25 protein-coding genes are annotated in these 22408 nt (G+C 73.8%); 10 read left to right on the forward strand and 15 right to left on the reverse strand.

The window, feature by feature from the left end; all coding sequences use genetic code 11:
- Positions 1-756: an SDR family oxidoreductase gene (locus tag OG946_RS06460; protein WP_326795181.1), complete on the forward strand. Its 756-nt coding sequence runs from the start codon at positions 1-3 to the stop codon at positions 754-756.
- 203 nt (positions 757-959) lie between these two features.
- Here the strand turns inward: OG946_RS06460 and OG946_RS06465 are convergent, their stop codons facing one another.
- Genes OG946_RS06465 through OG946_RS06485 form a run of 5 tightly spaced genes read right to left on the reverse strand, consistent with a single transcriptional unit; the run spans position 960 to position 3496 of the window.
- Positions 960-1661, reverse strand: a complete 702-nt coding sequence (locus tag OG946_RS06465; protein WP_326795182.1) for a hypothetical protein — start codon at positions 1659-1661, stop codon at positions 960-962.
- Positions 1662-1666: 5 nt separating this feature from the next.
- On the reverse strand, positions 1667-2341 hold the full coding sequence (locus tag OG946_RS06470) for a DUF6286 domain-containing protein (protein ID WP_326795183.1): 675 nt from the start codon (positions 2339-2341) through the stop codon (positions 1667-1669).
- Positions 2338-2763, reverse strand: coding sequence for a hypothetical protein (locus OG946_RS06475; protein ID WP_326795184.1), 426 nt, complete (start codon positions 2761-2763; stop codon positions 2338-2340). Before OG946_RS06475 ends, OG946_RS06470 begins: the two co-directional genes overlap by 4 nt.
- A gap of 4 nt (positions 2764-2767) precedes the next feature.
- Positions 2768-2962: a hypothetical protein gene (locus OG946_RS06480; RefSeq protein WP_018835772.1), complete on the reverse strand. Its 195-nt coding sequence runs from the start codon at positions 2960-2962 to the stop codon at positions 2768-2770.
- Positions 2963-3010: 48 nt separating this feature from the next.
- A complete protein-coding gene (locus OG946_RS06485) occupies positions 3011-3496 on the reverse strand; it encodes an Asp23/Gls24 family envelope stress response protein (protein WP_442814276.1) in 486 nt (161 codons plus the stop codon).
- Positions 3497-3659: 163 nt separating this feature from the next.
- On the opposite strand from OG946_RS06485, the gene OG946_RS06490 reads away from it, so the two are divergent.
- Positions 3660-4361 (forward strand): hypothetical protein, encoded by a 702-nt coding sequence (locus tag OG946_RS06490; protein WP_326795185.1) that lies wholly within the window; start codon positions 3660-3662, stop codon positions 4359-4361.
- A gap of 72 nt (positions 4362-4433) precedes the next feature.
- On the opposite strand, the gene OG946_RS06495 is transcribed toward OG946_RS06490, so the two are convergent.
- The 3 genes from OG946_RS06495 to OG946_RS06505 form a co-directional block, all read right to left on the reverse strand.
- Positions 4434-5225 (reverse strand): enoyl-CoA hydratase/isomerase family protein, encoded by a 792-nt coding sequence (locus tag OG946_RS06495; RefSeq protein ID WP_326795186.1) that lies wholly within the window; start codon positions 5223-5225, stop codon positions 4434-4436.
- Between the two features lie 93 nt (positions 5226-5318).
- Positions 5319-5537, reverse strand: a complete 219-nt coding sequence (locus tag OG946_RS06500; protein ID WP_026276177.1) for a helix-turn-helix domain-containing protein — start codon at positions 5535-5537, stop codon at positions 5319-5321.
- Positions 5538-5872: 335 nt separating this feature from the next.
- Positions 5873-7471: an ABC-F family ATP-binding cassette domain-containing protein gene (locus OG946_RS06505; RefSeq protein ID WP_326795187.1), complete on the reverse strand. Its 1599-nt coding sequence runs from the start codon at positions 7469-7471 to the stop codon at positions 5873-5875.
- A gap of 221 nt (positions 7472-7692) precedes the next feature.
- On the opposite strand from OG946_RS06505, the gene OG946_RS06510 reads away from it, so the two are divergent.
- Positions 7693-8100 (forward strand): VOC family protein, encoded by a 408-nt coding sequence (locus tag OG946_RS06510; RefSeq protein WP_326795188.1) that lies wholly within the window; start codon positions 7693-7695, stop codon positions 8098-8100.
- Positions 8101-8116: 16 nt separating this feature from the next.
- Here the strand turns inward: OG946_RS06510 and OG946_RS06515 are convergent, their stop codons facing one another.
- From OG946_RS06515 to OG946_RS06525, 3 genes are all read right to left on the reverse strand, one after another.
- Positions 8117-9418, reverse strand: a complete 1302-nt coding sequence (locus OG946_RS06515; RefSeq protein ID WP_326795189.1) for a hypothetical protein — start codon at positions 9416-9418, stop codon at positions 8117-8119.
- Between the two features lie 221 nt (positions 9419-9639).
- Positions 9640-10779 carry an alpha/beta hydrolase family protein gene (locus tag OG946_RS06520; protein ID WP_326795190.1) on the reverse strand — a complete coding sequence of 380 codons (1140 nt, stop codon included), beginning with the start codon at positions 10777-10779 and terminating at the stop codon, positions 9640-9642.
- A 69-nt stretch (positions 10780-10848) separates the two neighbouring features.
- Entirely contained in the window at positions 10849-11481 is a 633-nt protein-coding gene (locus OG946_RS06525) for a class II aldolase/adducin family protein (RefSeq protein WP_326795191.1), read from the reverse strand.
- Positions 11482-11641: 160 nt separating this feature from the next.
- On the opposite strand from OG946_RS06525, the gene OG946_RS06530 reads away from it, so the two are divergent.
- Genes OG946_RS06530 through OG946_RS06540 form a run of 3 tightly spaced genes read left to right on the forward strand, consistent with a single transcriptional unit; the run spans position 11642 to position 14660 of the window.
- On the forward strand, positions 11642-12859 hold the full coding sequence (locus OG946_RS06530) for an inorganic phosphate transporter (RefSeq protein WP_326795192.1): 1218 nt from the start codon (positions 11642-11644) through the stop codon (positions 12857-12859).
- A gap of 32 nt (positions 12860-12891) precedes the next feature.
- Positions 12892-13134, forward strand: a complete 243-nt coding sequence (locus OG946_RS06535) for a hypothetical protein (protein ID WP_326795193.1) — start codon at positions 12892-12894, stop codon at positions 13132-13134.
- Positions 13131-14660 carry a cobyric acid synthase gene (locus tag OG946_RS06540; protein ID WP_326795194.1) on the forward strand — a complete coding sequence of 510 codons (1530 nt, stop codon included), beginning with the start codon at positions 13131-13133 and terminating at the stop codon, positions 14658-14660. The genes OG946_RS06535 and OG946_RS06540 overlap by 4 nt, the downstream gene beginning before the upstream one ends.
- An 84-nt stretch (positions 14661-14744) precedes the next feature.
- Here OG946_RS06540 and OG946_RS06545 read toward each other — a convergent pair whose 3' ends face one another.
- Together OG946_RS06545 and OG946_RS06550 are read right to left on the reverse strand one after the other, a co-directional pair.
- Positions 14745-15713 carry an SCO1860 family LAETG-anchored protein gene (locus tag OG946_RS06545; protein WP_326795195.1) on the reverse strand — a complete coding sequence of 323 codons (969 nt, stop codon included), beginning with the start codon at positions 15711-15713 and terminating at the stop codon, positions 14745-14747.
- A gap of 181 nt (positions 15714-15894) precedes the next feature.
- Complete coding sequence (locus OG946_RS06550; RefSeq protein ID WP_326795196.1) at positions 15895-16986, reverse strand: amidohydrolase family protein; 1092 nt, start codon at positions 16984-16986, stop codon at positions 15895-15897.
- Between the two features lie 410 nt (positions 16987-17396).
- Here OG946_RS06550 and ectA point away from each other — a divergent pair, with 410 nt between their 5' ends.
- From ectA to thpD, 4 genes are all read left to right on the forward strand, one after another.
- Positions 17397-17951: a diaminobutyrate acetyltransferase gene (gene ectA, locus OG946_RS06555; protein ID WP_326795197.1), complete on the forward strand. Its 555-nt coding sequence runs from the start codon at positions 17397-17399 to the stop codon at positions 17949-17951.
- Between the two features lie 56 nt (positions 17952-18007).
- Positions 18008-19276, forward strand: coding sequence for a diaminobutyrate--2-oxoglutarate transaminase (ectB, locus tag OG946_RS06560; RefSeq protein ID WP_326795198.1), 1269 nt, complete (start codon positions 18008-18010; stop codon positions 19274-19276).
- 105 nt (positions 19277-19381) lie between these two features.
- Complete coding sequence (locus tag OG946_RS06565; protein ID WP_047015067.1) at positions 19382-19780, forward strand: ectoine synthase; 399 nt, start codon at positions 19382-19384, stop codon at positions 19778-19780.
- A 5-nt stretch (positions 19781-19785) separates the two neighbouring features.
- The gene (thpD, locus tag OG946_RS06570) at positions 19786-20679 is read left to right on the forward strand and encodes an ectoine hydroxylase (RefSeq protein ID WP_326795199.1); all 894 of its coding nucleotides are present in this window, start codon (positions 19786-19788) and stop codon (positions 20677-20679) included.
- A 157-nt stretch (positions 20680-20836) separates the two neighbouring features.
- Here the strand turns inward: thpD and OG946_RS06575 are convergent, their stop codons facing one another.
- Together OG946_RS06575 and OG946_RS06580 are read right to left on the reverse strand one after the other, a co-directional pair.
- Positions 20837-21544: a DsbA family oxidoreductase gene (locus OG946_RS06575; protein WP_326795200.1), complete on the reverse strand. Its 708-nt coding sequence runs from the start codon at positions 21542-21544 to the stop codon at positions 20837-20839.
- A gap of 99 nt (positions 21545-21643) precedes the next feature.
- Positions 21644-22279 (reverse strand): histidine phosphatase family protein, encoded by a 636-nt coding sequence (locus OG946_RS06580; RefSeq protein WP_326800163.1) that lies wholly within the window; start codon positions 22277-22279, stop codon positions 21644-21646.
- Positions 22280-22408 lie beyond the last annotated feature (129 nt).

The following is a 22408-nucleotide window of genomic DNA, read 5'->3' on the forward strand; positions in this document are numbered from 1 at the left end:
ATGGATCTTGGACTCAACGACCGCGTCTACGTCGTGACCGGGGGCTCGCGCGGCCTCGGTCTCGCCGTCGCCGAGCAACTGCTCGCCGAGGGCGCGAAGGTGGTGCTCAGCGGCCGCGACAAGGACCGCGTGACGAGCGCCGCCGCCGCGCTCGGCGAGTCGGCCGTCGGCGTCGCCGCCGACAACGCAGACCCCGGCACCCCGGACCGGCTCATCGCCGCCGCCCGGGAGCGCTTCGGCCGCTTCGACGGCGTGCTCATCAGCGTCGGCGGCCCGCCCGCGGGCAACGCCACCGCCAACACGGACGCCGAGTGGGAGACGGCGTTCGGCTCCGTCTTCCTCGGTGCGATGCGGATGGCCAGGACGGCCGCGGGCGAGCTGGAGGAGGGCGGGGTCATCGGCTTCGTGCTCTCCGGCTCCGTCCACGAGCCGATTCCCGGGCTCACCATCTCCAACGGGCTGCGCCCGGGGCTCGCCGGGTACGCCAAGTCGCTCGCCGACGACCTCGGGCCGCGGGGGGTGCGGGTCGTGGGGCTGCTGCCGGCCCGGATCGACACGGACCGGGCCCGCGAGCTGGACGCGCTGTCCGGCGACGCGGCGGCGGCACGGGCCCGGATGGAGGCGAAGATCCCGCTGGGCCGCTACGGCACCCCAAAGGAGTTCGGCCGGACGGCGGCGTTCCTGCTGTCGCCCGCGGCGTCGTACCTGACCGGGGTCATGCTGCCGATCGACGGCGGCATGCGGCGGAGCATCTGAGCGCGATGGCCGGACGGAGAGCACGTACGAGCACGGGCTTCGGCCGCTTACGCCGGTTACCCGCGAGCGGGACGGGCGCGGGGCCCCGGGGCCGGGCGCGCGTGCGCCGTGCGAGCCGTGCCGCCGGTACGGACCGGGCGCATCGCGCACCGGCCGCGGTCCGGCACGGCTAGGAGCCTACGGGCCCGCGCCCGCCCGCGCCGTCACGAGACGCGCTCCGGGCGGTGCTTGGCCGGGCGGAACCTGATCTCCGCGGGCAGCCGCGCCAGGCCCACCGACGCGCGGGCCGGGGCGAGCGCCCGCTCCTCGATGTGGTCCACGGCCGCCGCGGGATGCGCGCCGGGGCCCAGCAGCACACCGAAGCTGGCGCGCGGCGCCGTGCGCCGGCCCGTGAGGGTCACCCGGGCCCGTTCCACCCCCTCCAGCGCACCGGCCTCCTCCGCCAGCACCTCCTCCAGCGCGGACCCGCGCAGCAGAGCCTGCGGGGCGGCCGGCAGCGTGAGCGTGCCGGGGCCCCCGGACTCCGTACCGTCGGGGTCCGGGTCCGTGGCGGAAGCCCAGTCGCCCTTCTGGCCGCGGTCCGCGCCGGAGGGGCCGGGGGCGAGTGCGCCGCCCGTGTCGACGACGACCTCGCCGAGGCGGGCCCGGCGCAACTGGGCGACGAGCCACCAGCCGCAGCAGAGCACGAGCAGCGACAGACCGCCGACCACCGTCGGCCACCACCAGCCGTCGTCCCGCCACCGCAGCCGGGTGGCCCGGCTCAGCAGCACGTCGTCGGAGCCGCCGGCGTACGGCGCGAAGCCGGGCCGCGGCAGGTCGAGCCCGGCGAAGAGCACGGCGATCCCGGCACCGGCGACGAGGAGGCCGGTGACGGCGAGCAGGATCCGGTTGACCACGCGCAGCATCGCGCTCACCCCTTCGCCGGCGGCCGGCGTACGTGGACGGACAGCTCGGGCCTGCGGGCGAGGCCGAGTTCGCGGATGCCGTCGCCGAGGACCGCGGCGAGGTCGGCGCGTACGTCGTCCAGCTCCCGGAAGTGGGACTCGGCGCGGGCGCTGACGCGGCGGCGGCCCACCGAGACCCGTACCGACCGCACGCCCGAGATCTGCATCGCCCGGTCGCGCAGCACGACGGACGCCGCCCGGCGGTCCAGCCCGGCCCGCAGGTCCGGCGAGGCGTGCCGCATCGGCAGCACACTGCGCAGCCCCGGCGTGACGGCCAGCAGCACCAGCCAGCCGCCGAGCAGCACGGCCAGGGCGGCGGCGGTGAGCACCCAGGCGTCGTCGAGCGGGCGGGCGGCCAGCTCGTCGGCGACGCGGCGGCGCCAGCGCATCGCGGAGCGTTCCGCGCGTACGGCGACGACGTCATAGAGCAGCAGCCCGACGCCCACGGTGGCCGCGGCGGCGGTGAGCGCGGCGGGCACGCGGCGTACGGACCAGAAGCGGGCCGCCGCGTCGGCGCTCCCGCCGTCCGGCCCGGCGGCGTACCCGGAGGCCGACGTGCTCTGCCGCCACTCGTGCGGCTCGGCCGTCGCGGTGCCGGCCGAGCCGCCGGCCGGCCAGGACTTCGTCTCGTCGCCGCTCATCGCACCCTCCCCCGCGGCGCATTCGGCCGCTCCGTGGCGTGCAGCCGCTCGACCTCCACGGCCACTTCCGGGACCTCCAGCCCGACCAGAGCCCTTACCCGTTCGGTGACCGCCCGACTCACGGCGCAGCACTGGGCGCCGAGGTCGGACGGGAACCCCAGGTGGACGCCGACGCGGACGCGGGCGGTGTCGCCCCGTACGACGACGGCGGCGTGCGCGGCGTCGGTGCCGGGCGCGCCGAGGAGCGCCTCGCGGGCCGCCTGGGAGGCGATCTTCGCGATGACGCGGTCCTCGATCCGGGTCGCGCCCCGCTCCCCCGCCGGCACGGCGGGCTCGCCGGCGGCGGCGTCCTCGGCGGGTGCCGCTTCTTCTGCGTGCTCTTCGGCGTGTTCTTCCGCGTGTTCGCTCGTCACGGACGTCACCCGGTCACCGCCGCCGGTCGTCGCGCTCGCCCGGCCTGCGGAAGAAGTCGCCCGGCTCCAGATCGCCGTCCAGCACCCGGCCGACGACGAAGCCGATCGCGCCGAGCGCCGCCACCAGCAGGAAGGCACCGAAGCCGCCGAAGTAGCCGGCGAAGCCCAGCGCCATGCCGGCGATCAGGCCGACCACTGCCATGCTCATCGCACGCACCTTCCCCAAGCTTCCCGAGGCGGGTCCCCCGCCCCGCCGTCACTGCAGCCGCGGCTGCTCGGCAGCCTCTTCCTCGTCGTCGGGCAGCTTCACGTCGGTCACCGCGATGTTGACCTCGACCACTTCGAGGCCGGTCATCCGCTCGACGGCCGATATGACATTCTCGCGTACGGCGTGGGCGAGTTCGGTGATGGAGACTCCGTAGTCGACGACGATCTCCAGGTCGAGGGCCGTCTGCACCTCGCCGACCTCGGCCCGCACCCCGGCCACCGACCGGGTGGAGCCGGGCGCGCGGTCCCGTACGGCGCCCGTGGTACGGGCGAGGCCGCTGCCCATGGCGTGCACGCCGACGACGTCGCGCGCGGCGAGGCCCGCGATCTTCTCGACCACGCCGTCGGCGATCGTCGTCCGCCCCCGCGTCGCCGGATCGCCGGTGCCGCGCCGCGTGCCCAGCACCTTCGGCGGGACCGCCGCCGGCTCCCGCGGAACCTCGCTGACCGTCGACTCGCTGCTCACCGTCTCCACCCTTTCCGACGAACGTGGCGTGGCTCGTTTCGCCCCCCACTATCCGTCCCCTGCCCGGGCCGGGCCAGGGGGATGCGACACCCGGCCCACGCAGGTCCGCGAACGGGTGGCCGGGGCGGCGGGATCCACGAGCGGGTGGTTCGGGTCGGGGAGGATGGAGTGCATGACGGCGGGGAACTGGGAGCGGGCTGTGCGCGAGCAGGTGGGGCTCGGGAGGCTGCTGCCCCTGGGCGACGCCGCGGACGGCACGTGGATCGCCGAGCGCGCGGCGGCCGGCGTGCTGCGCCGCGCGGCGGCGGGGGTGCGCGAGGCGCGGGTGACGGGGCTGCGGGTGGGGCTGGCGGACCCTGGGGATCAGGTGGACTCGGAGCCGCGCGGCGGGCGGGCTGACGCCAGGGCCCTCGGCGGAGCCGAGGCCGTCGGGCCCGCGCCCGTGAGTGCGCTGCCGTACGGGGAGTTGCGGATCTCGGCGCAGTGCGACGCCACCGTGGACCGGCCGATGACCGCCACCGCGGCGGCCCTGCGGGAGGCCCTGCTGCGGGGCGCGGAGGAGCGCCTGGGGCTGCGCGTGGCCGCGGTGGACGTCCACGTAGCAGGTCTGCTGGAAACCCCGCAGACCGCCGCACAGCCCGTCCCGGGAGGCCCGCCGGACTCTCCCCCGCCCACCGCCCGGGAGACCGACCGGCCCGGCCACGGCGCACCGGACGTGCCGGGGGTGGTCGACTCCGACGTCCTCCCCGACGGCGACCACGCCGAAGTACGCGTCGTCCTCGACTCTGCACACCGCGCGCTCGACGTGGCCCGCGCCGTACGCACCAGGACCGACGCCGCGACCGTCACGGTCCTCGTCACCGAGATCCGGTAACCCGCCCGGCGGCCGTACCCGCGCCCCGTAGCCGTGCGGCACCCGGCGCACAGCCCCGCCCGCAGCCGGCCCCTACTCCCCCACGCCCGCCAGGTCCCGCAGCCTGCGGGCCTGCGCCGCGCGTTCCGCCGCGCGCTGCTCCTCGTACGTCCGGCCCGCGGCCCCCCGCAGCAGCGCCTTCGTCTCGATCACCGCGTCGCGCGGCGCCGCCAGCAGCGCCGCCGCCAGGTCCGCGGTGGCGGCGTCCAACTCCGCCGCCGTGACCACGAGGTTCGCCAGGCCCACCCGCTCGGCCTCCTCCGCGTGCACGAAGCGCCCCGTGACGCACATCTCCAACGCCCGTGCATATCCGACGAGTTGCACCAGCGGGCCGGTTCCGGTGAGATCGGGCACCAACCCGAGCGACGTCTCCCGCATCGCGAACTGCGCGTCGTCCGCGCACACCCGGAGGTCGCAGGCGAGGGCAAGCTGAAAACCCGCGCCAATCGCGTGTCCCTGCACCGCCGCGAGGGAAACGATGTCATTCCGCCGCCACCAGGTGAACGCCTCCTGGTATTCGGCGATGACCGCGTCGAGGTCGCCGTCGGAATAGCGGGCGAGCTCAAGGAATGACGGCTCGTCCGCAAAGCCTTCGGGAGTGAATGCCTGCCGGTCGAGTCCGGCGGAGAAGGATTTGCCCTCGGCGCGCAGCACCACCACGCGGACGCTGCCGGGGAGTTCACGCCCGGCGGCGGCGAGCGCCCGCCACATGGCGGGCGACTGCGCGTTGCGCCGGGCGGGGTGGTCGAGGGTCACCGTGGCCAGCGTGCCGTCCTCGCCGTCCAGGGCGAGCCGTACGCCGTCTCTGTGCAGCAGCTCTGTCATATACCGAACAGTAACCACCCGGCCGGTCCGGCGGACCGGCCGGGTGCCTGTGCGGGGTCCGGGGCGCCCCTCAGGGCGGCCGCGGCGGTCCCGTCAGGACGACGCTTTCTTGCCTCGTGTCGCGCCGCCGCGACCGCGCAGGGTCACGCCGGATTCGCTGAGCATCCGGTGCACGAATCCATAGGAGCGACCGGTTTCTTCGGCCAGCGCCCGGATACTCGCACCGGAGTCGTACTTCTTCTTCAGGTCAGCCGCGAGCTTTTCGCGCGCGGCGCCGGTAACCCGGCTGCCCTTCTTCAGAGTCTCGGCCACCCGTGCCTCCTCGTACGGAAGTGCGCTCTGGACTCTCATGATCACCCCTTTATGGCCTCCTGGCCACCCGTTCGGCAAGGTCCGCGACATGAGGTTTTCTCCCCGGTTCCTCTCGGGGAGCATCGGAACCCGCCATTCCGAGCCCGCCCGCGGACCGGCCGGGACCGCGGCACGGAGTGATTAGGCAGGTCAGGGGGCAGTGCCGGGGCGGGGCGGCGGCGACGGCGCGCGTAGCCGGCACCGCACGCCCGGTGACCAGGCGCCACGCCGCGGTACGAGCACCACTCACTCAGATGATGGATCACCCATGAGCCGAATGATCCAGACGGGGGTGATCAAGCAAGCGCTACCAGGTCTGCGTAGTCCGCGTTCCACAGGTCCTCGACGCCGTCCGGCAGCAGGATGATGCGCTCCGGCTCCAGCGCGTCCACCGCCCCCTCGTCGTGGGTGACGAGGACGACGGCGCCGGTGAAGGTGCGCAGCGCGCCGAGGATCTCCTCGCGGCTGGCCGGGTCGAGGTTGTTGGTCGGCTCGTCGAGCAGCAGCACGTTCGCGGAGGAGACGACGAGCGTCGCCAGCGCGAGCCGCGTCTTCTCGCCGCCCGAGAGCACGCGCGCGGGCTTGTCGACGTCGTCGCCGGAGAAGAGGAACGAGCCGAGCACCTTGCGCATCTCGACGGCGTCCATGTCGGGCGCGGCCGAGGCCATGTTCTCCAGCACCGAACGGTCCGGGTCGAGGGTCTCGTGCTCCTGCGCGTAGTAGCCGAGCTTGAGGCCGTGGCCGGGGGTGACCCCGCCGGTGTCGGGCTTCTCGACGCCGGCCAGCAGCCGCAGCAGCGTGGTCTTCCCGGCGCCGTTGAGACCGAGGATGACGACGCGGGAGCCCTTGTCCACGGCGAGGTCGACGTCGGTGAAGACCTCCAGCGACCCGTACGACTTGGACAGGCCCTCGGCGGTCAGCGGCGTCTTGCCGCACGGGGCCGGGTCGGGGAACCGCAGCCGCGCGACCTTGTCGGCCTGCCGCTGCTCGTCGAGCCCGGAGAGCAGCCGCTCGGCGCGGCGGGCCATGTTCTGCGCGGCGGTGGCCTTGGTCGCCTTGGCGCGCATCTTGTCGGCCTGGGCGTTGAGGGCGGCGGCCTTCTTCTCCGCGTTGGCGCGCTCGCGGCGGCGGCGCTTCTCGTCCGCCTCGCGCTGCGCGAGATAGAGCTTCCAGCCCATGTTGTACGCGTCGATGCGGGCGCGGTTGGCATCGAGGTAGAAGACCTTGTTGACGACGGTCTCGACGAGCTGTTCGTCGTGGGAGATGACGACGAAGCCGCCGTGGTACGTCTTCAGATAGTCCCGCAGCCAGACGACCGAGTCGGCGTCGAGGTGGTTCGTCGGCTCGTCGAGCAGCAGGATCTCGGAGTCGGAGAAGAGGATCCTGGCCAGCTCCACGCGGCGGCGCTGGCCGCCGGAGAGCGTATGGAGGGGCTGGCCGAGCACCCGGTCGGGCAGCCCGAGGCTGGCGGAGATGGTGGCGGCCTCGGCCTCGGCGGCGTACCCGCCCTTGGTGAGGAACTCGGTCTCCATGCGCTCGTACCGCCGCATGGCCTTCTCGCGGGTGGCGCCCTTGCCGCCGGACATCCGCTCCTCGTCCTCGCGCATCTTGCGGATGACGGTGTCCAGCCCGCGGGCCGCCAGGATGCGGTCGCGGGCGAGCACGTCGAGGTCGCCGGTGCGCGGGTCCTGCGGCAGGTAGCCGACGGTGCTGCCGCGGGTGACGGTGCCGGCGGCGGGCTGGCCCTCGCCGGCCAGGACCTTGGTGAGGGTGGTCTTGCCGGCGCCGTTGCGCCCGACGAGGCCGATGCGGTCGCCCTTGGCGATGCGGAAGGTGGCGGATTCGATGAGGATGCGGGCGCCGGCGCGCAGCTCCAGGCCGGTGGCGGTGATCACGGAAGTTTCTCCAGGGCAGGGCGGAAGACGGCAAGGACGGGGCGGAACGCGCGCTACGCCGCCTAATGCACGTGGAGAGGTGCCATGCGGCAAGTGTATCGGGGCCCGCAACCCGGTTAACCCGCCGGATCCGGCGGGCGGCCCCGGGAGCGCGGCCCGGCTGCCGCTGTCGGTGGCCGGTGCCAGACTGCCCGTACAGGCTTCGAGAGGACGTGATCCGCATGCCCGGCAGCGACGACGCCCCGACCGTCTACCCCACCCTGCTGTACGACGACGCCAAGGCCGCCGTCCGGCTGCTGACCGAAGGGCTGGGCTTCCGGGAGGTCGCGGTCTACGAGGGCGAGGACGGCAGGGTGGTGCACGCGGAGCTGGCTCAGGGGAACGGGATGGTGATGCTGGGCTCGAAGGGCACCGGCAGCGAGTTCGACAGGGCGGTGGGCGCCGGCGGCCCCAGCGGGGTGTACGTCGTGGTGGACGACCCCGACGCGCACCACCGGCAGGCCGTGGAGCACGGCGTGGAGATCCTGATGCCGCCGACCGACCAGGACTACGGGGCGCGGGACTACATGGCGCGCGACCACGAGGGCAACATCTGGAGCTTCGGCACGTACGCGCCCACCCCCCGCTGACCCGCGCCCGCCCCGCTCACGCCCCGCCGGTGTGCACCCGGAAGGCCGCCCGGCGCACGGCCTTGGCCACCGCCGGGTCGGGGTGCGCGGCGGCCAGCGCCACCAGCACCTGGACCGTACGGGGATGGCCCGCGCCCCCCACCTCCGCCAGCAGCGCGGGCACGCTGCCCTGCACCGCGGACTCCAGGTGCCGTACCAGCAGGCTGCCCTCGCCGTGGTCGGCGACCGCGGCGGCGGTGTCGACCCACAGCCAGGTCGCCTCCTCGCGGGTCAGCGCGCCCAGCGCCTCGTCCGCGTCGCCGCCCTCCTGCTCGGCCAGCCACAGCAGCGCGTAAGGCCGCAGCATCGGCTCGTCGCACGCCTCGCGCACCGCGCTCTCCGCCGCCGCGCCGACCGCGCGCAGCGCCTCGAACGCCAGCCCGCGCAGCAGCGCGTCGTCGCCCCGCGCCACCTCCAGCAGCTCCGCGACCGCGCTGCCCGACGGCCGCGCCGCCAGCCACGCGCGGTACTCGGCGCGGGCCGGGCCCGGCGTCAGCCCCGCGCAACTGCGCAGCATCGCCTCGGCGGGCTTCTCGATGTGCCCCTCGGGGCCCTGGGCGGCGATGCAGATCTGTTCGATCTTCATCCACACGGCCCAATGGCCCAGCGGCGTCAGCGACACCTCGGGGCCCTCGCGGGTCAGCGCCCCCACGGAGGCGAACGCCTCCAGCGCCCAGTCCAGCAGCCCGGACAGCAGCGCCGGCAGCTCTGCGTCCGGCACCTCCGCCGCCGGCTCGGCGGCCCGGCCCGGTACGGGGGCGCCCTCGCTGCCGTACGCGACCTCGCAGCGCTCGGTGCGCAGTTCGGCGACGCGCTGACCGAGGAGGTCGAGCAGGGCGGGTACGCGGACGGGGCCGCCGGTGAGGTGGAGCAGGGCGAGCATCTGCGGCATGGCCTCGATGGCGTCGCCGAGGGCGACGGAGTCGACGGCCAGCGGCTCGGGCGCGGGGTGCGCCAGCGACCAGGCGTCGAAGAGCGCGACCCAGCCGCGGAGCACCGCGCGCTCGTCGCGGTCCCAGGCCCGCAGCCGCCAGGCGGGGCGGGCGTACGCGCCCTGCACCTCGACCAGGCCCGCGAGCCTGGCCCGGTCCCACTCGGCCTGCGGTGCCTCCGTCCACGGCTGTGGCCGCCCCTCCGCCCACCTGGCGACCCGCACCGCCTCGGCGAGCAGGGTGCGGGCGTGGCCGGCGAGCACCCGGGGCGCGGCGATGCCCTCCGGTGGCCGCGGCGCTGGGCGCAGGGCCCGGTCGACGACGGCCCGGCGGGCTGCGGCGGCCATCTCGCGACGGGGCTGCCTGGGGACGAGGCGGAGCGGCGGGTGGTGCGAACTGTGCGCCATCACGCACCAAGTCTCGCGGGTGGGGCGGCGAAAGCCCAATCCGGGGTTGGCGAGGGGCCGTCGGGGCGGGCCGCGGCGGGCTCGCAGGAGGGCTGGGGCCCGTCGTTGGATCTTGTCGGATCAGGGCGCGGCGCGGGCCCGGCGAAGAGCCGAACGACGACCTAGAGCAGGGGGGTCAGGAAGCGGCGCACGGTCTCCTCGTACGCGGCCGGGGTGGCGTTCCACAGCGCCGCGTGCCGGCCGTCGGGGACCTCGCGGAGCAGCATCTTGTCGCCGCCGCGGGCCGCGAACGCCCGCGCCGCGGCGAGCGGCGCGATGTCGTCGGCCTGGCCCTGGAGCACCAGCGTCGGCGCCTCCGGCACGGCGAGCGCGGTGTCCAGCTCCGCGTACTCCCCGGCCGCCAGCACCGCGAGACCGCGCAGCCGACCGGGCAGCGGGAGCCGCCCGGGGGCGCCGGAACGGCCGGAGAGGGCCCGTACCGCGGGGCGCCAGTCGAGCACCGGCGAGTCCAGCACCAGCCCCGCGATGCCGTAGGCCGCCGCGGACTCCGCGGCCGTGCGCAGCGCCATGGTGGCGCCGGTCGACCAGCCGTAGAGCACCGCGCGCCGCGCGCCGTGGCGCACCGCCCAGTGGAGCGCCGCGTCGAGGTCGGGCCACTCGGCGCGGCCGAGCGCGCCGCGGCCGCCGGGGACGGGCGGGGCGCCGGGGTCGCCGCGGAAGGCGGGGGCGAGGACCGGCAGGCCCAGCTCGTGCAGCAACGGCAGGGCGGTCAGGGCCTGTTCGCGGGTGTCGCCGAGGCCGTGGGCGGCGATGACCCAGGTGCCGCGGGTGCCCGGCACGTACCACGCGGGCAGCGGGCCCAGCGGGCCCGTGACGGTGACCTCCTGGTACGCGAGGCCCAGCGCCGAGCGCGGCGTGCCCACGTACACCTTCGGCGTCAGCCGCACCCGCGTGCCCGCCTCCAGGCTGCCGTACGTCACGCGCTCCAGTCGGCGCACGAGCCGGCCGCCCGGCCACGACTCGGCGCGCACCAGCGGGCCGACGACGGCGTGCACGTCCCGGCCCGTCAGCCCGTACGTCTCGGGGCGCAGGGCGGGCGGCGAGCCGGGCGCGAGGGTGACCTGCCCGCCGGCCGCGGCGATCACCCGCAGCCGGGGTCCTTCGAAGCCGACGGGGCCGGTGGGGGCGGGCCGCAGGGCGGCGCGGGAGCCGTACCGCCCGGCGGCCACGGCGGCGGCCCCGGCGCCGACTCCGGCGGCGAGGAGGCTGGTCAGGGCCGCGGCGGCCGGTTTGATACGCATCCCCGCCATTGTCCGCGTACGGCCAGGACCCTGCCAGTGCGCGCACCCGCCCGGGTCACGGGCGCCGGCTCACCCCTGGCCGTAGCCCTTCAGCTTCTCCGCCACCTCCCCGAGCTGGTCCGCCGACAGCAGCGACGGGCTCAGCCCCGGTACCGAGCGCGCGGCCAGCCACACCCGGCACATCCATTCGAGCTGCGCGGTCCTGTCGTACGCCTGCGCAAGGCCGGCGCCGTAGGCGACGGTGCCGTGGTTCTGGAGCAGGCAGGCGGACCGCCCGTCGAGCGCCGTCAGCATGCCCGCGGCCAGCTCGGGCGTTCCGTAGAGCGCGTACGGCGCGACGCGCACCGGGCCGCCGAGGGCCGCGGTGGCGTAGTGGACGGTGGGCAGTTCCGGCACGAGCGTGGAGACGGCGGTCGCGTGCACGGCGTGGGTGTGCACGACTGCGCTCGCGCCGGTGTTCCCGTAGACGGCGAGGTGCATGGGCAGCTCGCTGGTCGGCTTGAGCGAGCCGTGCGTCTGCCGCCCCCGCAGGTCGACGGCGACGAGGTCGTCGTCGCCCAACTCCTCGTAGGGAACGCCGGTCGGGGTGATGAGCACATGGTCGCCCACCCGTGCGGAGACGTTGCCCGAGGTCCCGACGACCAGCCCTTCGGAGTACATCCGGCGGGCCGTCGCCAGCAGCTCACGCCACGCGTGACGCATCTGTATCCTCCCTATGACCTGCGCATGAAGCGTTTGGCCGGAGACATTGCGACACCCATTCGCCCCCGTCACCGTCACGTCCGGCCCAGTTCACCTTGTGTTCACTCGGAGTACTTACGTTCCTCACGGCCCCCGACCTTCGAGCGGATTGCTTGGGTACATGGAACACCTCACTCTCATCATCGGAGTCGTCGTAGTCACCGCCCTGGTGTTCGACTTCACGAACGGGTTCCACGACACCGCCAACGCCATGGCCACCACCATCTCCACTGGGGCGCTCAAGCCCAAGACGGCGGTGGCGATGAGCGCAGTCCTCAACCTCGTCGGCGCCTTCCTCTCCGTGGAAGTCGCCAAGACCATCTCCGGCGGCATCATCGACGAAGGGTCCGGCATCCAGCCCGAAGTGATCTTCGCGGGGCTGGTGGGTGCGATCGTCTGGAACCTGCTGACCTGGCTCGCCGGGCTGCCCTCCAGCTCCTCGCACGCCCTCTTCGGCGGCCTGATCGGCGCGACCCTCGTCTCCGTCGGCTGGAACGGCGTGCACATGGACGCCATCGTCATGAAGGTCCTCATCCCCGCCATCGCCGCGCCGCTGGTCGCGGGCATCGCCGCCGCCGCCGCGACCCGGCTGACGTACCGGCTGGCCAGGCGCCGCTCCGCGGACCAGACCGCGAAGGGCTACCGCGCCGGGCAGATCACCTCCGGCGCGCTGGTCTCCCTCGCCCACGGCACCAACGACGCCCAGAAGACGATGGGCGTCATCACCCTGGCGCTGATCACCGGCGGCTCGCTGGCCCCCAACTCCGACCCGCCCACCTGGGTCATCGTCTCCGCCGCGCTGGCCATCGCGCTCGGCACGTACCTCGGCGGCTGGCGCATCATCCGCACCATGGGCAAGGGCCTCACCGACATCCAGCCGCCGCAGGGCTTCTCCGCCCAGACCAGCTCGGCCACGGTGATCCTCGCCTCCTCGCACCTCGGCTTCGCCCTGTCCACCACCCAGGTCTGCTCCGGCTCGATCATGGGCTCCGGCGTGGGCAAGAAGGGCGGCGTGGTGCGCTGGAGCACCGCCGGGCGGATGGTCGCCGCGTGGGGACTGACCCTGCCGGCCGCGGGGCTGATCGCGGGGGCCGCGGCGTTCCTCGCGGACCGGGGCGACTGGGGCGTGGTGACGGTCGCCATCCTGGGCGTCGCCGCCTGCGCGACGATCTGGGCGGCCTCGCGCCGCGACCGGGTCGACCACTCCAACGTCAACGACGTGGACCCGGTGACCGGACAGCCAGCCACCGCCGGCGACGGCGCGGACGGTGCCGTGGAGCCGGTGAGCATACCCGCGCCGCGGACCGCGTCGGGCCCCGCCTCCCAGGCCACGGTCTGACGGCCGATCCCCACTGAGACCAAGGAAGCAGCATGGACATCGACTGGGCAGCACTCGGCGAGGTCTTCGGCGTCAGCCTCGTCATGACGGTGGCGCTCGTGGGCCTCTTCACGGTGGGCATCGTCGGCCTCTCGCCGAAGACGGAGCCGGACGGCCCCGAGGGCGCCGCGGCGACCGAGACGGCACCCTCCGCCCTGGCCAGGACGGGTGCGTACGTATGCTTCACGCTGTGTGCAGCAGCCGTGGCGTACGGGATCTATCTGATCGTCAAGTGACGGCGCGCGCCGGCGGCCTGCTGGTCGCCGGCACGACGTCGGACGCGGGCAAGAGCGTGGTCACCGCCGGCATCTGCCGGTGGCTGGCCCGGCGCGGCGTCTCCGTCGCGCCGTTCAAGGCGCAGAACATGTCGCTCAACTCGTACGTGACCCGCGAGGGCGCCGAGATCGGGCGGGCGCAGGCCATGCAGGCGGCGGCCGCCCGCACCGAGCCCAGCGCGCTGATGAACCCGGTGCTGCTGAAGCCCGGCGGCGAGGCGAGCAGCCAGGTCGTGGTGCTGGGCCGGCCGGTGGCGGAGCTGAGCGCGGCGGGCTACCACGGGGAGCGGCAGCGGGCGCTGTTCGACACGGTCACGGACTGCCTGGAGGAGCTGCGGCGCGCGTACGACGTGGTGATCTGCGAGGGCGCGGGCAGCCCGGCGGAGATCAACCTGCGGCACAGCGACATCGTCAACATGGGCCTGGCGCGGGCGGCGCGGCTGCCCGTCGTGGTCGTCGGGGACATCGACAGGGGCGGGGTCTTCGCGTCGTTCTTCGGCACCACCGCGCTGCTGAGCGCGGCTGACCAGGGCCTGGTCGCGGGCTATCTGGTCAACAAGTTCCGCGGTGATGTCTCCCTGCTGGAGCCGGGGTTGTCGATGCTGCGCGGGCTGACCGGGCGGCAGACCCTGGGGGTGCTGCCGTACCGGCACGGGCTGGGCATAGACGAGGAGGACGGGCTGCGGCTGTCGCTGCGCGGCCTGATGCGCGAGCTGCCCGCGGAGCCGCCGCACGGGCGGGAGGTGCTGCGGGTCGCGGTGGTGCCGGTGCCGCTGATGTCGAACTTCACCGACGTGGACGCGCTGGCCGCGGAGCCGGGCGTCGCCGTGCAGTTCACCGACCGGCCGGAGGAGCTGGCGGAGGCGGACCTGGTGGTGCTGCCGGGGACGCGGGGCACGATACGGGCGCTCGGGTGGCTGCGGGAGCGGGGTCTGGACGCGGCGGTGGCGCGCCGGGCGGCGCAGGGGCGGCCGGTGCTGGGCATCTGCGGCGGGTTCCAGATGCTGGCGGAGCGGATCGGCGACGCGGCAGGCGTGGAGGCGCGGCCTGCGCAGTCGGTAGCCGGGCTGGGACTGCTGCCGGTACGGGTGGAGTTCGCGGCGCGCAAGACGCTGGGCCGGCCGGCGGGCTCGGCGCTGGGCGAGCCGGTGGAGGGGTACGAGATCCATCACGGGGTGGCGGACGTACGGGGCGGGGAGCCGTTCCTCGCCGGGTGCCGGGTGGGCCAGGTGTGGGGGACGCACTGGCACGGGGCCCTGGAGAACGACGGCTTCCGGCGGGCGTTCCTGCGGCAGGTGGCGGCGGACGCGGGCCGGGCGTTCGTGCCGGCGCCGGACACGTCCTTCGCGGCGCTGCGGGAGGAGCAGTTGGAGAAGCTGGGCGACCTGATCGAGGAGCACGCGGACACCAAGGCCCTGCTGCGCCTGATCGAGTCGGGCGCCCCGGGCGACCTGCCGTTCCTGCCGCCCGGGGCGCCGACGAAGTAACGGCCGTACCGGTACGCGGAGGACGTCGCAGATACCGGTACGGCCTTCAGACGCGGTGCCGCACGCGCGCCGCTCTCGCGCGTGTCAGCCCCGCGTCCGGATTCGGGCCAGCACCAGGCCGCTCAGGCCGAGGCCGACGAGCAGGGCGGCGCCGCCGACCAGGTACGGGGTCGCCGAGCTGCCGCCCGTTTCGGCGAGTTGCCGCTCGGGGGCGGGGTCGGCGGCGTCGGCGGGCCGCTCGTCCTGGACCGGCTCCGCGTCGCCCTGGGGGCGGTCGCCGGGCTCCTCCGCCGGGCCCGTACCGCCGCCGGCAGGCGTCTCGCACTCCGCCTCGACCAGCGTCACCTCGCCCTCCACCTCGGCAACGTTCAGCTTCAGCGGGTTCACCGACACCCGCAGCCGCAGCGCCGCGGCGCTCGCCGCCGAGCGCGTGGTCTCCGTCTGCGAGAAGCCGAGCGACACCTCCCCCACGCCCGGCACCGCGACCACCGTCGGCTCGCCGCCCACGGTGACCGTGACGCGCTTGCCCAGGACCGTGACGGAGCCGAGGGTGTTGGACTCCGCCCTCGGCTTCTCCCCCACCGCGCAGACGGCCTTCGACGTCACCTCCTCGACCTTGATGAGCGAGAGCGCGGGCAGCCCGGGGACGTGCACCTCGGCGCGGGCGAGGTTCGACGACGCCTCGGCGCCGTCCGCGTCCACGGTGGCGTCCGCGGTGGCGACTTCGGCGCGCGCGATGTTCACCGCCTGGGGGCCGTCCGGGTGTGCGTCGCCCTCGGAGACCGCGAGGCCGTCGACCCGGACGTCGAGCGCGGTCTTGTCCGCGGCGCCGGAGTCCCGGCCCGCGGCGGGCACGCGGACCTCGTTGAGCGTGGAAAGCACCGGCACCTGCACGGTCTTGTCGAGCAGGGAGACATCGAGGTCGGCGCGGAGCACGGAGGCGCCGGCCGAGCCGGTACTGGCCGGGGCGGCGTCGTCGGCGTGCACGGGTGCGGCAAGGAGCAGGGCCGGGCCGGCGGCCAGCGCGGCCGCCGTGACGGCGGTCGCGGGCATGCGAAACAGGCAGGACAAACGGGACAAGGAACAAACCCCCCACGGGTGAACGTGCGTCGGATCGTCAACTGCCCCGCCATGCTTGCGCACTCAGGGTGATGCGACGGACACTCTGTGCTCTTTCACCCCATCGAGGGAATCAGGTCGCGGAAGTCGCCCCCCGTCCCCCGCTCCTCTGCTCTCAGCCGACGACCCGGCCCCGCAGGACGATCCGCCGGGGCGCCGTCAGCACCCCTACGTCGGCCAGCGGATCGGCCTCGTACACCACGAGGTCCGCGGGCGCGCCCTCCTCCAGACCCGGCCGCCCGAGCCACTCCCGCGCGCCCCACGCCGCCGCCGAGACGGCGTCCGCCACCGGGATCCCGGCGGCGACCAGCTCGCCCACCTCCTGCCCGACCAGGCCGTGCGCCAGCGACCCGCCGGCGTCGGTGCCCGCGTAGACGGGGATGCCGGCGTCGTAGGCCGCGCGCACGGTGGCGTACCGGCGGTCGTGCAGCCGGCGCATGTGGTCCGCCCAGCGCGGGAACTTGCCCTGGCCGCCTGCCGCCAGCTCCGGGAACGTCGCGATGTTGACGAGCGTGGGCACGATGGCGACGCCGCGCTCGGCGAAGAGCGGCACGGTCTCCTCGGTGAGGCCCGTGGCGTGCTCGATGCAGTCGATGCCCGCCTCGACCAGGTCGCGCAGCGAGTCCTCGGCGAAGCAGTGGGCGGTCACGCGGGCGCCGTGGCGGTGCGCCTCGGCGATCGCGGGGGCCAGGGCCTCGCGCGGCCAGCAGGGGGTGAGGTCGCCGGCCTCGCGGTCGATCCAGTCGCCGACGAGCTTGACCCAGCCGTCGCCCCTGCGCGCCTCGCGGGCGACGTACGCGACGAGGTCGTCCGGTTCGATCTCGTGGGCGTAGTTGCGGATGTAGCGGCGGGTACGGGCGATGTGGCGGCCGGCGCGGACGAGCCGCGGCAGGTCGTCGCGGTCGTCGATCCAGCGGGTGTCGGCGGCGGAGCCCGCGTCGCGCAGCAGCAGGGCGCCGGCCTCGCGCTCGGTACGCGCCTGCTTCTCGCTGGTGGCGTCGTCCACAGCGCCGTGCGCGTCGAGCCCGACGTGGCAGTGGGCGTCGACGAGCCCGGGCAGCGCCCAGCCCTCGATGTCGACGACCTCGAGCGCGGCGGCGGGTGGCGTGAAGGTGACGCGCCCGCCCACCACCCACAGCTCGTCGCGGACTTCCTCGCGGCCGGTCAAGACCCGGCCCCTCACGCGCAGCACCGGGCTCTCGCTCATGCGGGGCACCCTAGCGGGCGGCCGGTTGCGGCGATCTCCCGGGCGTACCACAGCCGCCTTCACGCGAAGGAACGTACACGGGGGGTGAGGCATTGACGTATGTTTAACGGCAGTTTATCGTCGCCTCCGCGAAGTTATTTTCCCGTCTTCTTCTGCCCGCTTCGCGGTCGGATAAACCAGGTAATTTTTCGGCCAGTCAACCTTCTCAATCCGGACAGCGGCCGGAGTCGTTATCAATACGTTACATTTCAGGACTGGGCGCCGACTCCCCCCGGGAATTCGATGATATATCGGGGCATATCCCCTTCGGTTCGCGCGCTCGCGCATGCCCGCGGATAACACATTTACGTCCCTTTTGTAACCCCTATCGGCCGTGCGATTTCAATTTCCCCTAGGTAAATTCAATCTGCATGACTGCCGCACAAGCAGACCTAGCAGGCCCCCCCGATAAACCCCGCACCGCGGCTGCAGACGAGGCGGGTGTCCGGCTGGACACCCCGCGAATCGAGGACGGCGCCGCAATCTGGCGCATCGCACGCGACTCCGGCTCGCTGGACCTCAACTCGTCGTACAGCTACCTGCTCTGGTGTCGCGACTTCGCCGACACCAGTGTCGTGGCACGGGACTCGGACGGCGCCCCGGTCGGCTTCGTCACCGGCTATATCCGGCCCGCGCGGCCGGAGACCCTCGTCGTGTGGCAGATCGCCGTGGACGCCGCGTTCCGCGGCCGCGGCCTGGCCGGCGCACTCCTCGACGGGCTGACCGAGCGCGCGCTGGCGGACCGCGGCATACGCCGCGTCGAAACGACCATCACGCCGGACAACTCCGCCTCCGACCAGCTCTTCCGCTCGTACGCGCGCCGCCACGGCGCCGGCGTCGACCGCGACGTGCTGTTCCACGAGGAGCACTTCCCGGACGGGCACGAGCCCGAGCTGCTGTACCGCATCGGCCCGCTCGCGGGCTGAGCCACACCGACCCATTCGCACCCCCCGCACATCGGATCATCTCCCAGGAGAACGCTGTGACCATCACACCGCCCGCCCTGAGCGTCTTCGAGACCCTGGAGTCGGAGGTGCGCAGCTACTGCCGTGGCTGGCCCGCGGTCTTCGACCGGGCCCAGGGCAGCTATCTGTACGACGAGGACGGCCACACCTACCTCGACTTCTTCGCCGGCGCCGGATCCCTCAACTACGGCCACAACAACGCCGTGCTCAAGCGCGCCCTGCTCGACTACCTGGAGCGGGACGGCATCGTCCACGGCCTCGACATGGCCACCACCGCCAAACGCGCGTTCCTGGAGACCTTCCAGAACGTCGTGCTGCGCCCCCGCGACCTGCCGTACAAGGTCATGTTCCCGGGTCCGACGGGCACCAACGCCGTCGAGGCCGCGCTGAAACTGGCCCGCAAGGTCAAGGGCCGCGAGGCCATCGTCTCGTTCACCAACGCCTTCCACGGCATGTCGCTCGGCTCGCTCGCCGTCACCGGCAACGCCTTCAAGCGCGCCGGCGCCGGCATCCCGCTGGTGCACGGCACCCCCATGCCGTTCGACAACTACCTCGACGGCCAGGTCCCGGACTTCCTGTGGTTCGAGCGGCTGCTGGAGGACCAGGGCTCCGGGCTCAACAAGCCCGCCGCCGTCATCGTCGAGACCATCCAGGGCGAGGGCGGCATCAACGTGGCCCGCGCCGAGTGGCTCCGCGGCCTCGCCGAGCTGTGCAAACGCCGCGACATGCTGCTCATCGTCGACGACATCCAGATGGGCTGCGGCCGCACCGGCGGCTTCTTCTCCTTCGAGGACGCGGGCATCACCCCGGACATCGTCACGCTGTCCAAGTCGATCAGCGGCTACGGGCTGCCGATGTCGCTCACGCTCTTCAAGCCGGAGCTGGACATCTGGGAGCCGGGCGAGCACAACGGCACCTTCCGCGGCCACAACCCGGCGTTCGTCACCGCCACCGCGGCGCTCGACACGTACTGGGCCGACGGCCAGATGGAGAAGCAGACCCTCGCCCGCGGCCAGCAGATCGAGCAGGCGCTGGTCGCGATCTGCGCGGAGCACTCCGACGCGGACGCCACGTACCGGGGCCGCGGCATGGTGTGGGGACTCGAGTTCCCCGACCCGGCGCGCGCCGCGCGTGTCTGCGGGCGCGCCTTCGAGCTGGGGCTGATCCTGGAGACCTCCGGGCCGCAGAGCGAGGTCGTCAAGCTGCTGCCGGCGCTGACCACGACGCCGGACGACCTCGACGAGGGGCTGCGCACGCTGGCCCGGGCGGTCCGCGAGACCGCCTGACGGCCGGGGCGCGGCCCCGCCCGTCGCGTACGGGCGGGTGCGTACACGCCGGCAGACAGGCGGCAGAGCCGCCGACCGATCCCGAGAGAGAGGCACAAAGGCACCGTGATCGTCCGATCCTTCAAGGAGCTTGAGGGCACCGACCGGCACATCAAGTCCGCGTCGGGCACCTGGGAGAGCAAGCGCATCGTGCTCGCGAAGGAGCGCGTCGGCTTCTCCCTCCACGAGACCGTGCTCTACGCGGGCACCGAGACGTCGATGTGGTACGCGAACCACATAGAGGCCGTCGTCTGCGTCGAGGGCGAAGCCGAACTCACCAACGACGAGACCGGCGAGAAGCACGCCATCACGCCGGGGACGATGTACCTGCTGGACGGGCACGAGAGGCACACGATGCGGATCAAGCAGGACTTCCGCTGCATCTGCGTCTTCAACCCGCCGGTCACGGGCCGCGAGGACCACGACGAGAACGGCGTGTACCCGCTGCTGACTGAGGAGGACTGAGAACCATGGCCAGCCCGACTGTCACCGACCTCTACCCGACGCGCGGCGCGAAAGAAGTGAGCACGCCCCGTCAGGACCCGGTGGTCTGGTCGGAACCGGGTGCCGACGGGCCCATCCCGCCCTGGGAGCTGGAGGGCTACGAGCGCAACGGCTACCTGACGGTCGACCAACTGATCACCCCGGAGGAGGTGGAGACGTACAAGGCCGAGCTGGACCGGCTCATCGCCGACCCGCGGGTCCGCGCCGACGAGCGCTCGATCATCGAGGCGGGCACGCAGGCCGTACGCTCCATCTTCGAGATCCACAAGATCAGCGATGTCTTCGGCAAGCTGGTACGCGACGAGCGCGTCCTGGACCGGGCGCGGCAGATCCTCGGCTCCGACGTCTACATCCACCAGAGCCGGATCAACATCAAGCCCGGGTTCGGCGCCAGCGGCTTCTACTGGCACTCCGACTTCGAGACCTGGCACGCCGAGGACGGCCTGCCGAACATGCGGACCGTGTCGGTCTCGATCGCGCTGACGGAGAACTACGAGACCAACGGCGGCCTCATGATCATGCCGGGGTCGCACAAGACGTTCCTCGGCTGCGCGGGCGCCACGCCGAAGGACAACTACAAGAAGTCGCTGCAGATGCAGGACGCCGGCACGCCGTCGGACGAGGCGCTGACGGAGATGGCGGAGGCGCACGGCATCAAGCTGTTCACCGGCGCGGCCGGTGGTGCGACCTGGTTCGACTGCAACTGCATGCACGGCTCGGGCGACAACATCACGCCGTACCCGCGCAGCAACGTTTTCCTCGTCTTCAACAGCGTGGAGAACGCGGCCGTGGAGCCGTTCGCGGCACCGGTGCGGCGGCCGGACTTCATCGGCGCACGGGACTTCACGCCGGTGCGGTGACGCGGAGCGCCGGGGCCGTGGCGTACGTCCGCGGACCTGCGGGGATGTGACGCCGGGACGGTGCCGCGCCCCTCGCCTGGATGATTCCGGGCGGGGGGCGCGGCGGTGTTTCGGGGGATGCTTTTTTGGAGGGCGGGCTGCTTTTGGGGCCCGCCCGCTACGGGACGTCGCAGGCGTCGTCGTCGGCGCAGACGGCGCCGTCGCCGCCCGTGCCCGCGACGGTCTGCAGCCCGCCCGCGGCGGCGGCCTGCTCCAGGGCCTGCGTGAAGACCTGCGCCGGCTGCCCGCCGGAGACGGCGAAGCGGCGGTCGATGACGAAGAACGGCACGCCGGTGGCGCCCAGCTCGGCGGCTTCCTTCTCGTCGGCCCGTACGGCGTCGGCGTAGGCGTCCTCGTCCGCGAGCACCCTGCGCACCTCGTCGGCGTCGAGGCCGGCGCCGGCGGCGATGTCGATGATCGTGTCGTCCTCGCTGATCGGGCGGGCCTCGGCGAAGTTGGCGGTGTAGAACGCGTCGAGGACCCGGTCCTGAAGGCCGCGCTCCTTGGCGAGGTGCAGGACGCGGTGCAGGTCGAAGGTGCCGGTGACGAACCGGTCGTGGCGCATGCCGAGCCCCTCGCCCGCGGCGGCGGCGCCGACCCGGTCCTCCATCGCCTTGAGCTGCGCGTCGTCCCAGCCGAACTTGGCCTTCAGCTCGGGCCCGAGGGGCTGCCGGCCGTTGCGCTGGGCGCCGGCGGAGAGCTCGAAGGAGCGGTGCACCACTTCGACGTCGTCCCGTCCTGCGAAGGCGGCGAGGCCCTTCTCGAACCGGGCCTTGCCGATGTAGCACCAGGGGCAGATGACATCGGACCAGATCTCTACACGCATGACGGCGGAAACGGATGGGGCGGTGGCGGGTATTCCCGGGGGCGGGTCAGGGGGCCGGGTCAGGGGGCCGGGTCAGGGGTCCGGGTCAGGGGTCCGGGGTCAGGGGTCCGGGGTCAGGGGGATGCCGCAGCGGAGGTTCCAGCGGCCGGCGCGGCCGGTCAGCTCGGTGCGGGTCAGGGGCGGTACGTCGAGGCGCCAGAAGGCGGCGGAGGGCAGGTCGAGGGCGTGCACGACGGCGGCACGCACGGCGGCGGGCTCGGCGACGGCAACGACGCGGTGGGTGGGGGTGGGGGTGCTGTCCGTGTTGTTCGTGCTGTCAGTACTCTCCGTTCCTCCCGTGCCTGCGGGTCCGGTCAGGCCGTCGAGCCATACGCCCACCCGCCCCCGCAACTGCAGCAGCGACTCCCCGCCGTGCGGCGCCGCCGCCGGATCCGTCAGCCAGGCCCGTACCGCCTCGCCCTCCGCCGCCGTCAGCTCCTCCAGCCCCCGCCCACGCCAGCGGCCGACATCCCAGTCCGCCAGCTCCGCCTCCGGCTCCGCCGCGAGCCCCAGCGCGTCGGCCGTCTGCCGGCAGCGGACCGACGGCGCGGCGTACGCCGGCGTGTGCGTACGCAGCGAGGCCCCCGCGTGGGCGCCCGCGCGCTCCGCCGCACGTCGACCCGCCGCGTCCAGCGGCTCGTCCGCGCCGAACACCGCGTGCCGCAGCTCGGCGTTGACCGCCGGCGTGACGAGCATCACCCGGACCGTCACCAGCCGTCTCACCTGCCCCTTCCGCATCTCGGCCGACGGACGCCATGTGGTCGCCGGCCCGCAGGCGACGGTATCGTCACCTCGTCAACCGAAGACGACGGCGCAACGGAAGCC

The sequence above is a fragment of the Streptomyces sp. NBC_01808 genome, from assembly GCF_035917395.1.
Classification (GTDB): Bacteria; Actinomycetota; Actinomycetes; order Streptomycetales; family Streptomycetaceae; genus Streptomyces.

What these genes read in the sequence shown, in the direction of transcription:
- OG946_RS06530 (WP_326795192.1), top strand. Translation starts at nt 11,642, where the DNA reads ATGGAACACCTCACTCTCATCATCGGAGTCGTCGTAGTCACCGCCCTG.
- thpD (WP_326795199.1), top strand. Translation starts at nt 19,786, where the DNA reads ATGGCCAGCCCGACTGTCACCGACCTCTACCCGACGCGCGGCGCGAAA.
- ectA (WP_326795197.1), top strand. Translation starts at nt 17,397, where the DNA reads ATGACTGCCGCACAAGCAGACCTAGCAGGCCCCCCCGATAAACCCCGC.
- OG946_RS06580 (WP_326800163.1), bottom strand. Translation starts at nt 22,279, where the DNA reads ATGCTCGTCACGCCGGCGGTCAACGCCGAGCTGCGGCACGCGGTGTTC.
- OG946_RS06470 (WP_326795183.1), bottom strand. Translation starts at nt 2,341, where the DNA reads ATGAGCGGCGACGAGACGAAGTCCTGGCCGGCCGGCGGCTCGGCCGGC.
- OG946_RS06495 (WP_326795186.1), bottom strand. Translation starts at nt 5,225, where the DNA reads ATGACAGAGCTGCTGCACAGAGACGGCGTACGGCTCGCCCTGGACGGC.
- OG946_RS06525 (WP_326795191.1), bottom strand. Translation starts at nt 11,481, where the DNA reads ATGCGTCACGCGTGGCGTGAGCTGCTGGCGACGGCCCGCCGGATGTAC.
- OG946_RS06460 (WP_326795181.1), top strand. Translation starts at nt 1, where the DNA reads ATGGATCTTGGACTCAACGACCGCGTCTACGTCGTGACCGGGGGCTCG.
- OG946_RS06480 (WP_018835772.1), bottom strand. Translation starts at nt 2,962, where the DNA reads ATGAGCATGGCAGTGGTCGGCCTGATCGCCGGCATGGCGCTGGGCTTC.
- OG946_RS06575 (WP_326795200.1), bottom strand. Translation starts at nt 21,544, where the DNA reads ATGCGTGTAGAGATCTGGTCCGATGTCATCTGCCCCTGGTGCTACATC.
- OG946_RS06515 (WP_326795189.1), bottom strand. Translation starts at nt 9,418, where the DNA reads ATGGCCGCCGCAGCCCGCCGGGCCGTCGTCGACCGGGCCCTGCGCCCA.
- OG946_RS06510 (WP_326795188.1), top strand. Translation starts at nt 7,693, where the DNA reads ATGCCCGGCAGCGACGACGCCCCGACCGTCTACCCCACCCTGCTGTAC.
- OG946_RS06545 (WP_326795195.1), bottom strand. Translation starts at nt 15,713, where the DNA reads ATGCCCGCGACCGCCGTCACGGCGGCCGCGCTGGCCGCCGGCCCGGCC.
- OG946_RS06550 (WP_326795196.1), bottom strand. Translation starts at nt 16,986, where the DNA reads ATGAGCGAGAGCCCGGTGCTGCGCGTGAGGGGCCGGGTCTTGACCGGC.
- OG946_RS06535 (WP_326795193.1), top strand. Translation starts at nt 12,892, where the DNA reads ATGGACATCGACTGGGCAGCACTCGGCGAGGTCTTCGGCGTCAGCCTC.
- OG946_RS06490 (WP_326795185.1), top strand. Translation starts at nt 3,660, where the DNA reads ATGACGGCGGGGAACTGGGAGCGGGCTGTGCGCGAGCAGGTGGGGCTC.
- OG946_RS06465 (WP_326795182.1), bottom strand. Translation starts at nt 1,661, where the DNA reads ATGCTGCGCGTGGTCAACCGGATCCTGCTCGCCGTCACCGGCCTCCTC.
- OG946_RS06520 (WP_326795190.1), bottom strand. Translation starts at nt 10,779, where the DNA reads ATGCGTATCAAACCGGCCGCCGCGGCCCTGACCAGCCTCCTCGCCGCC.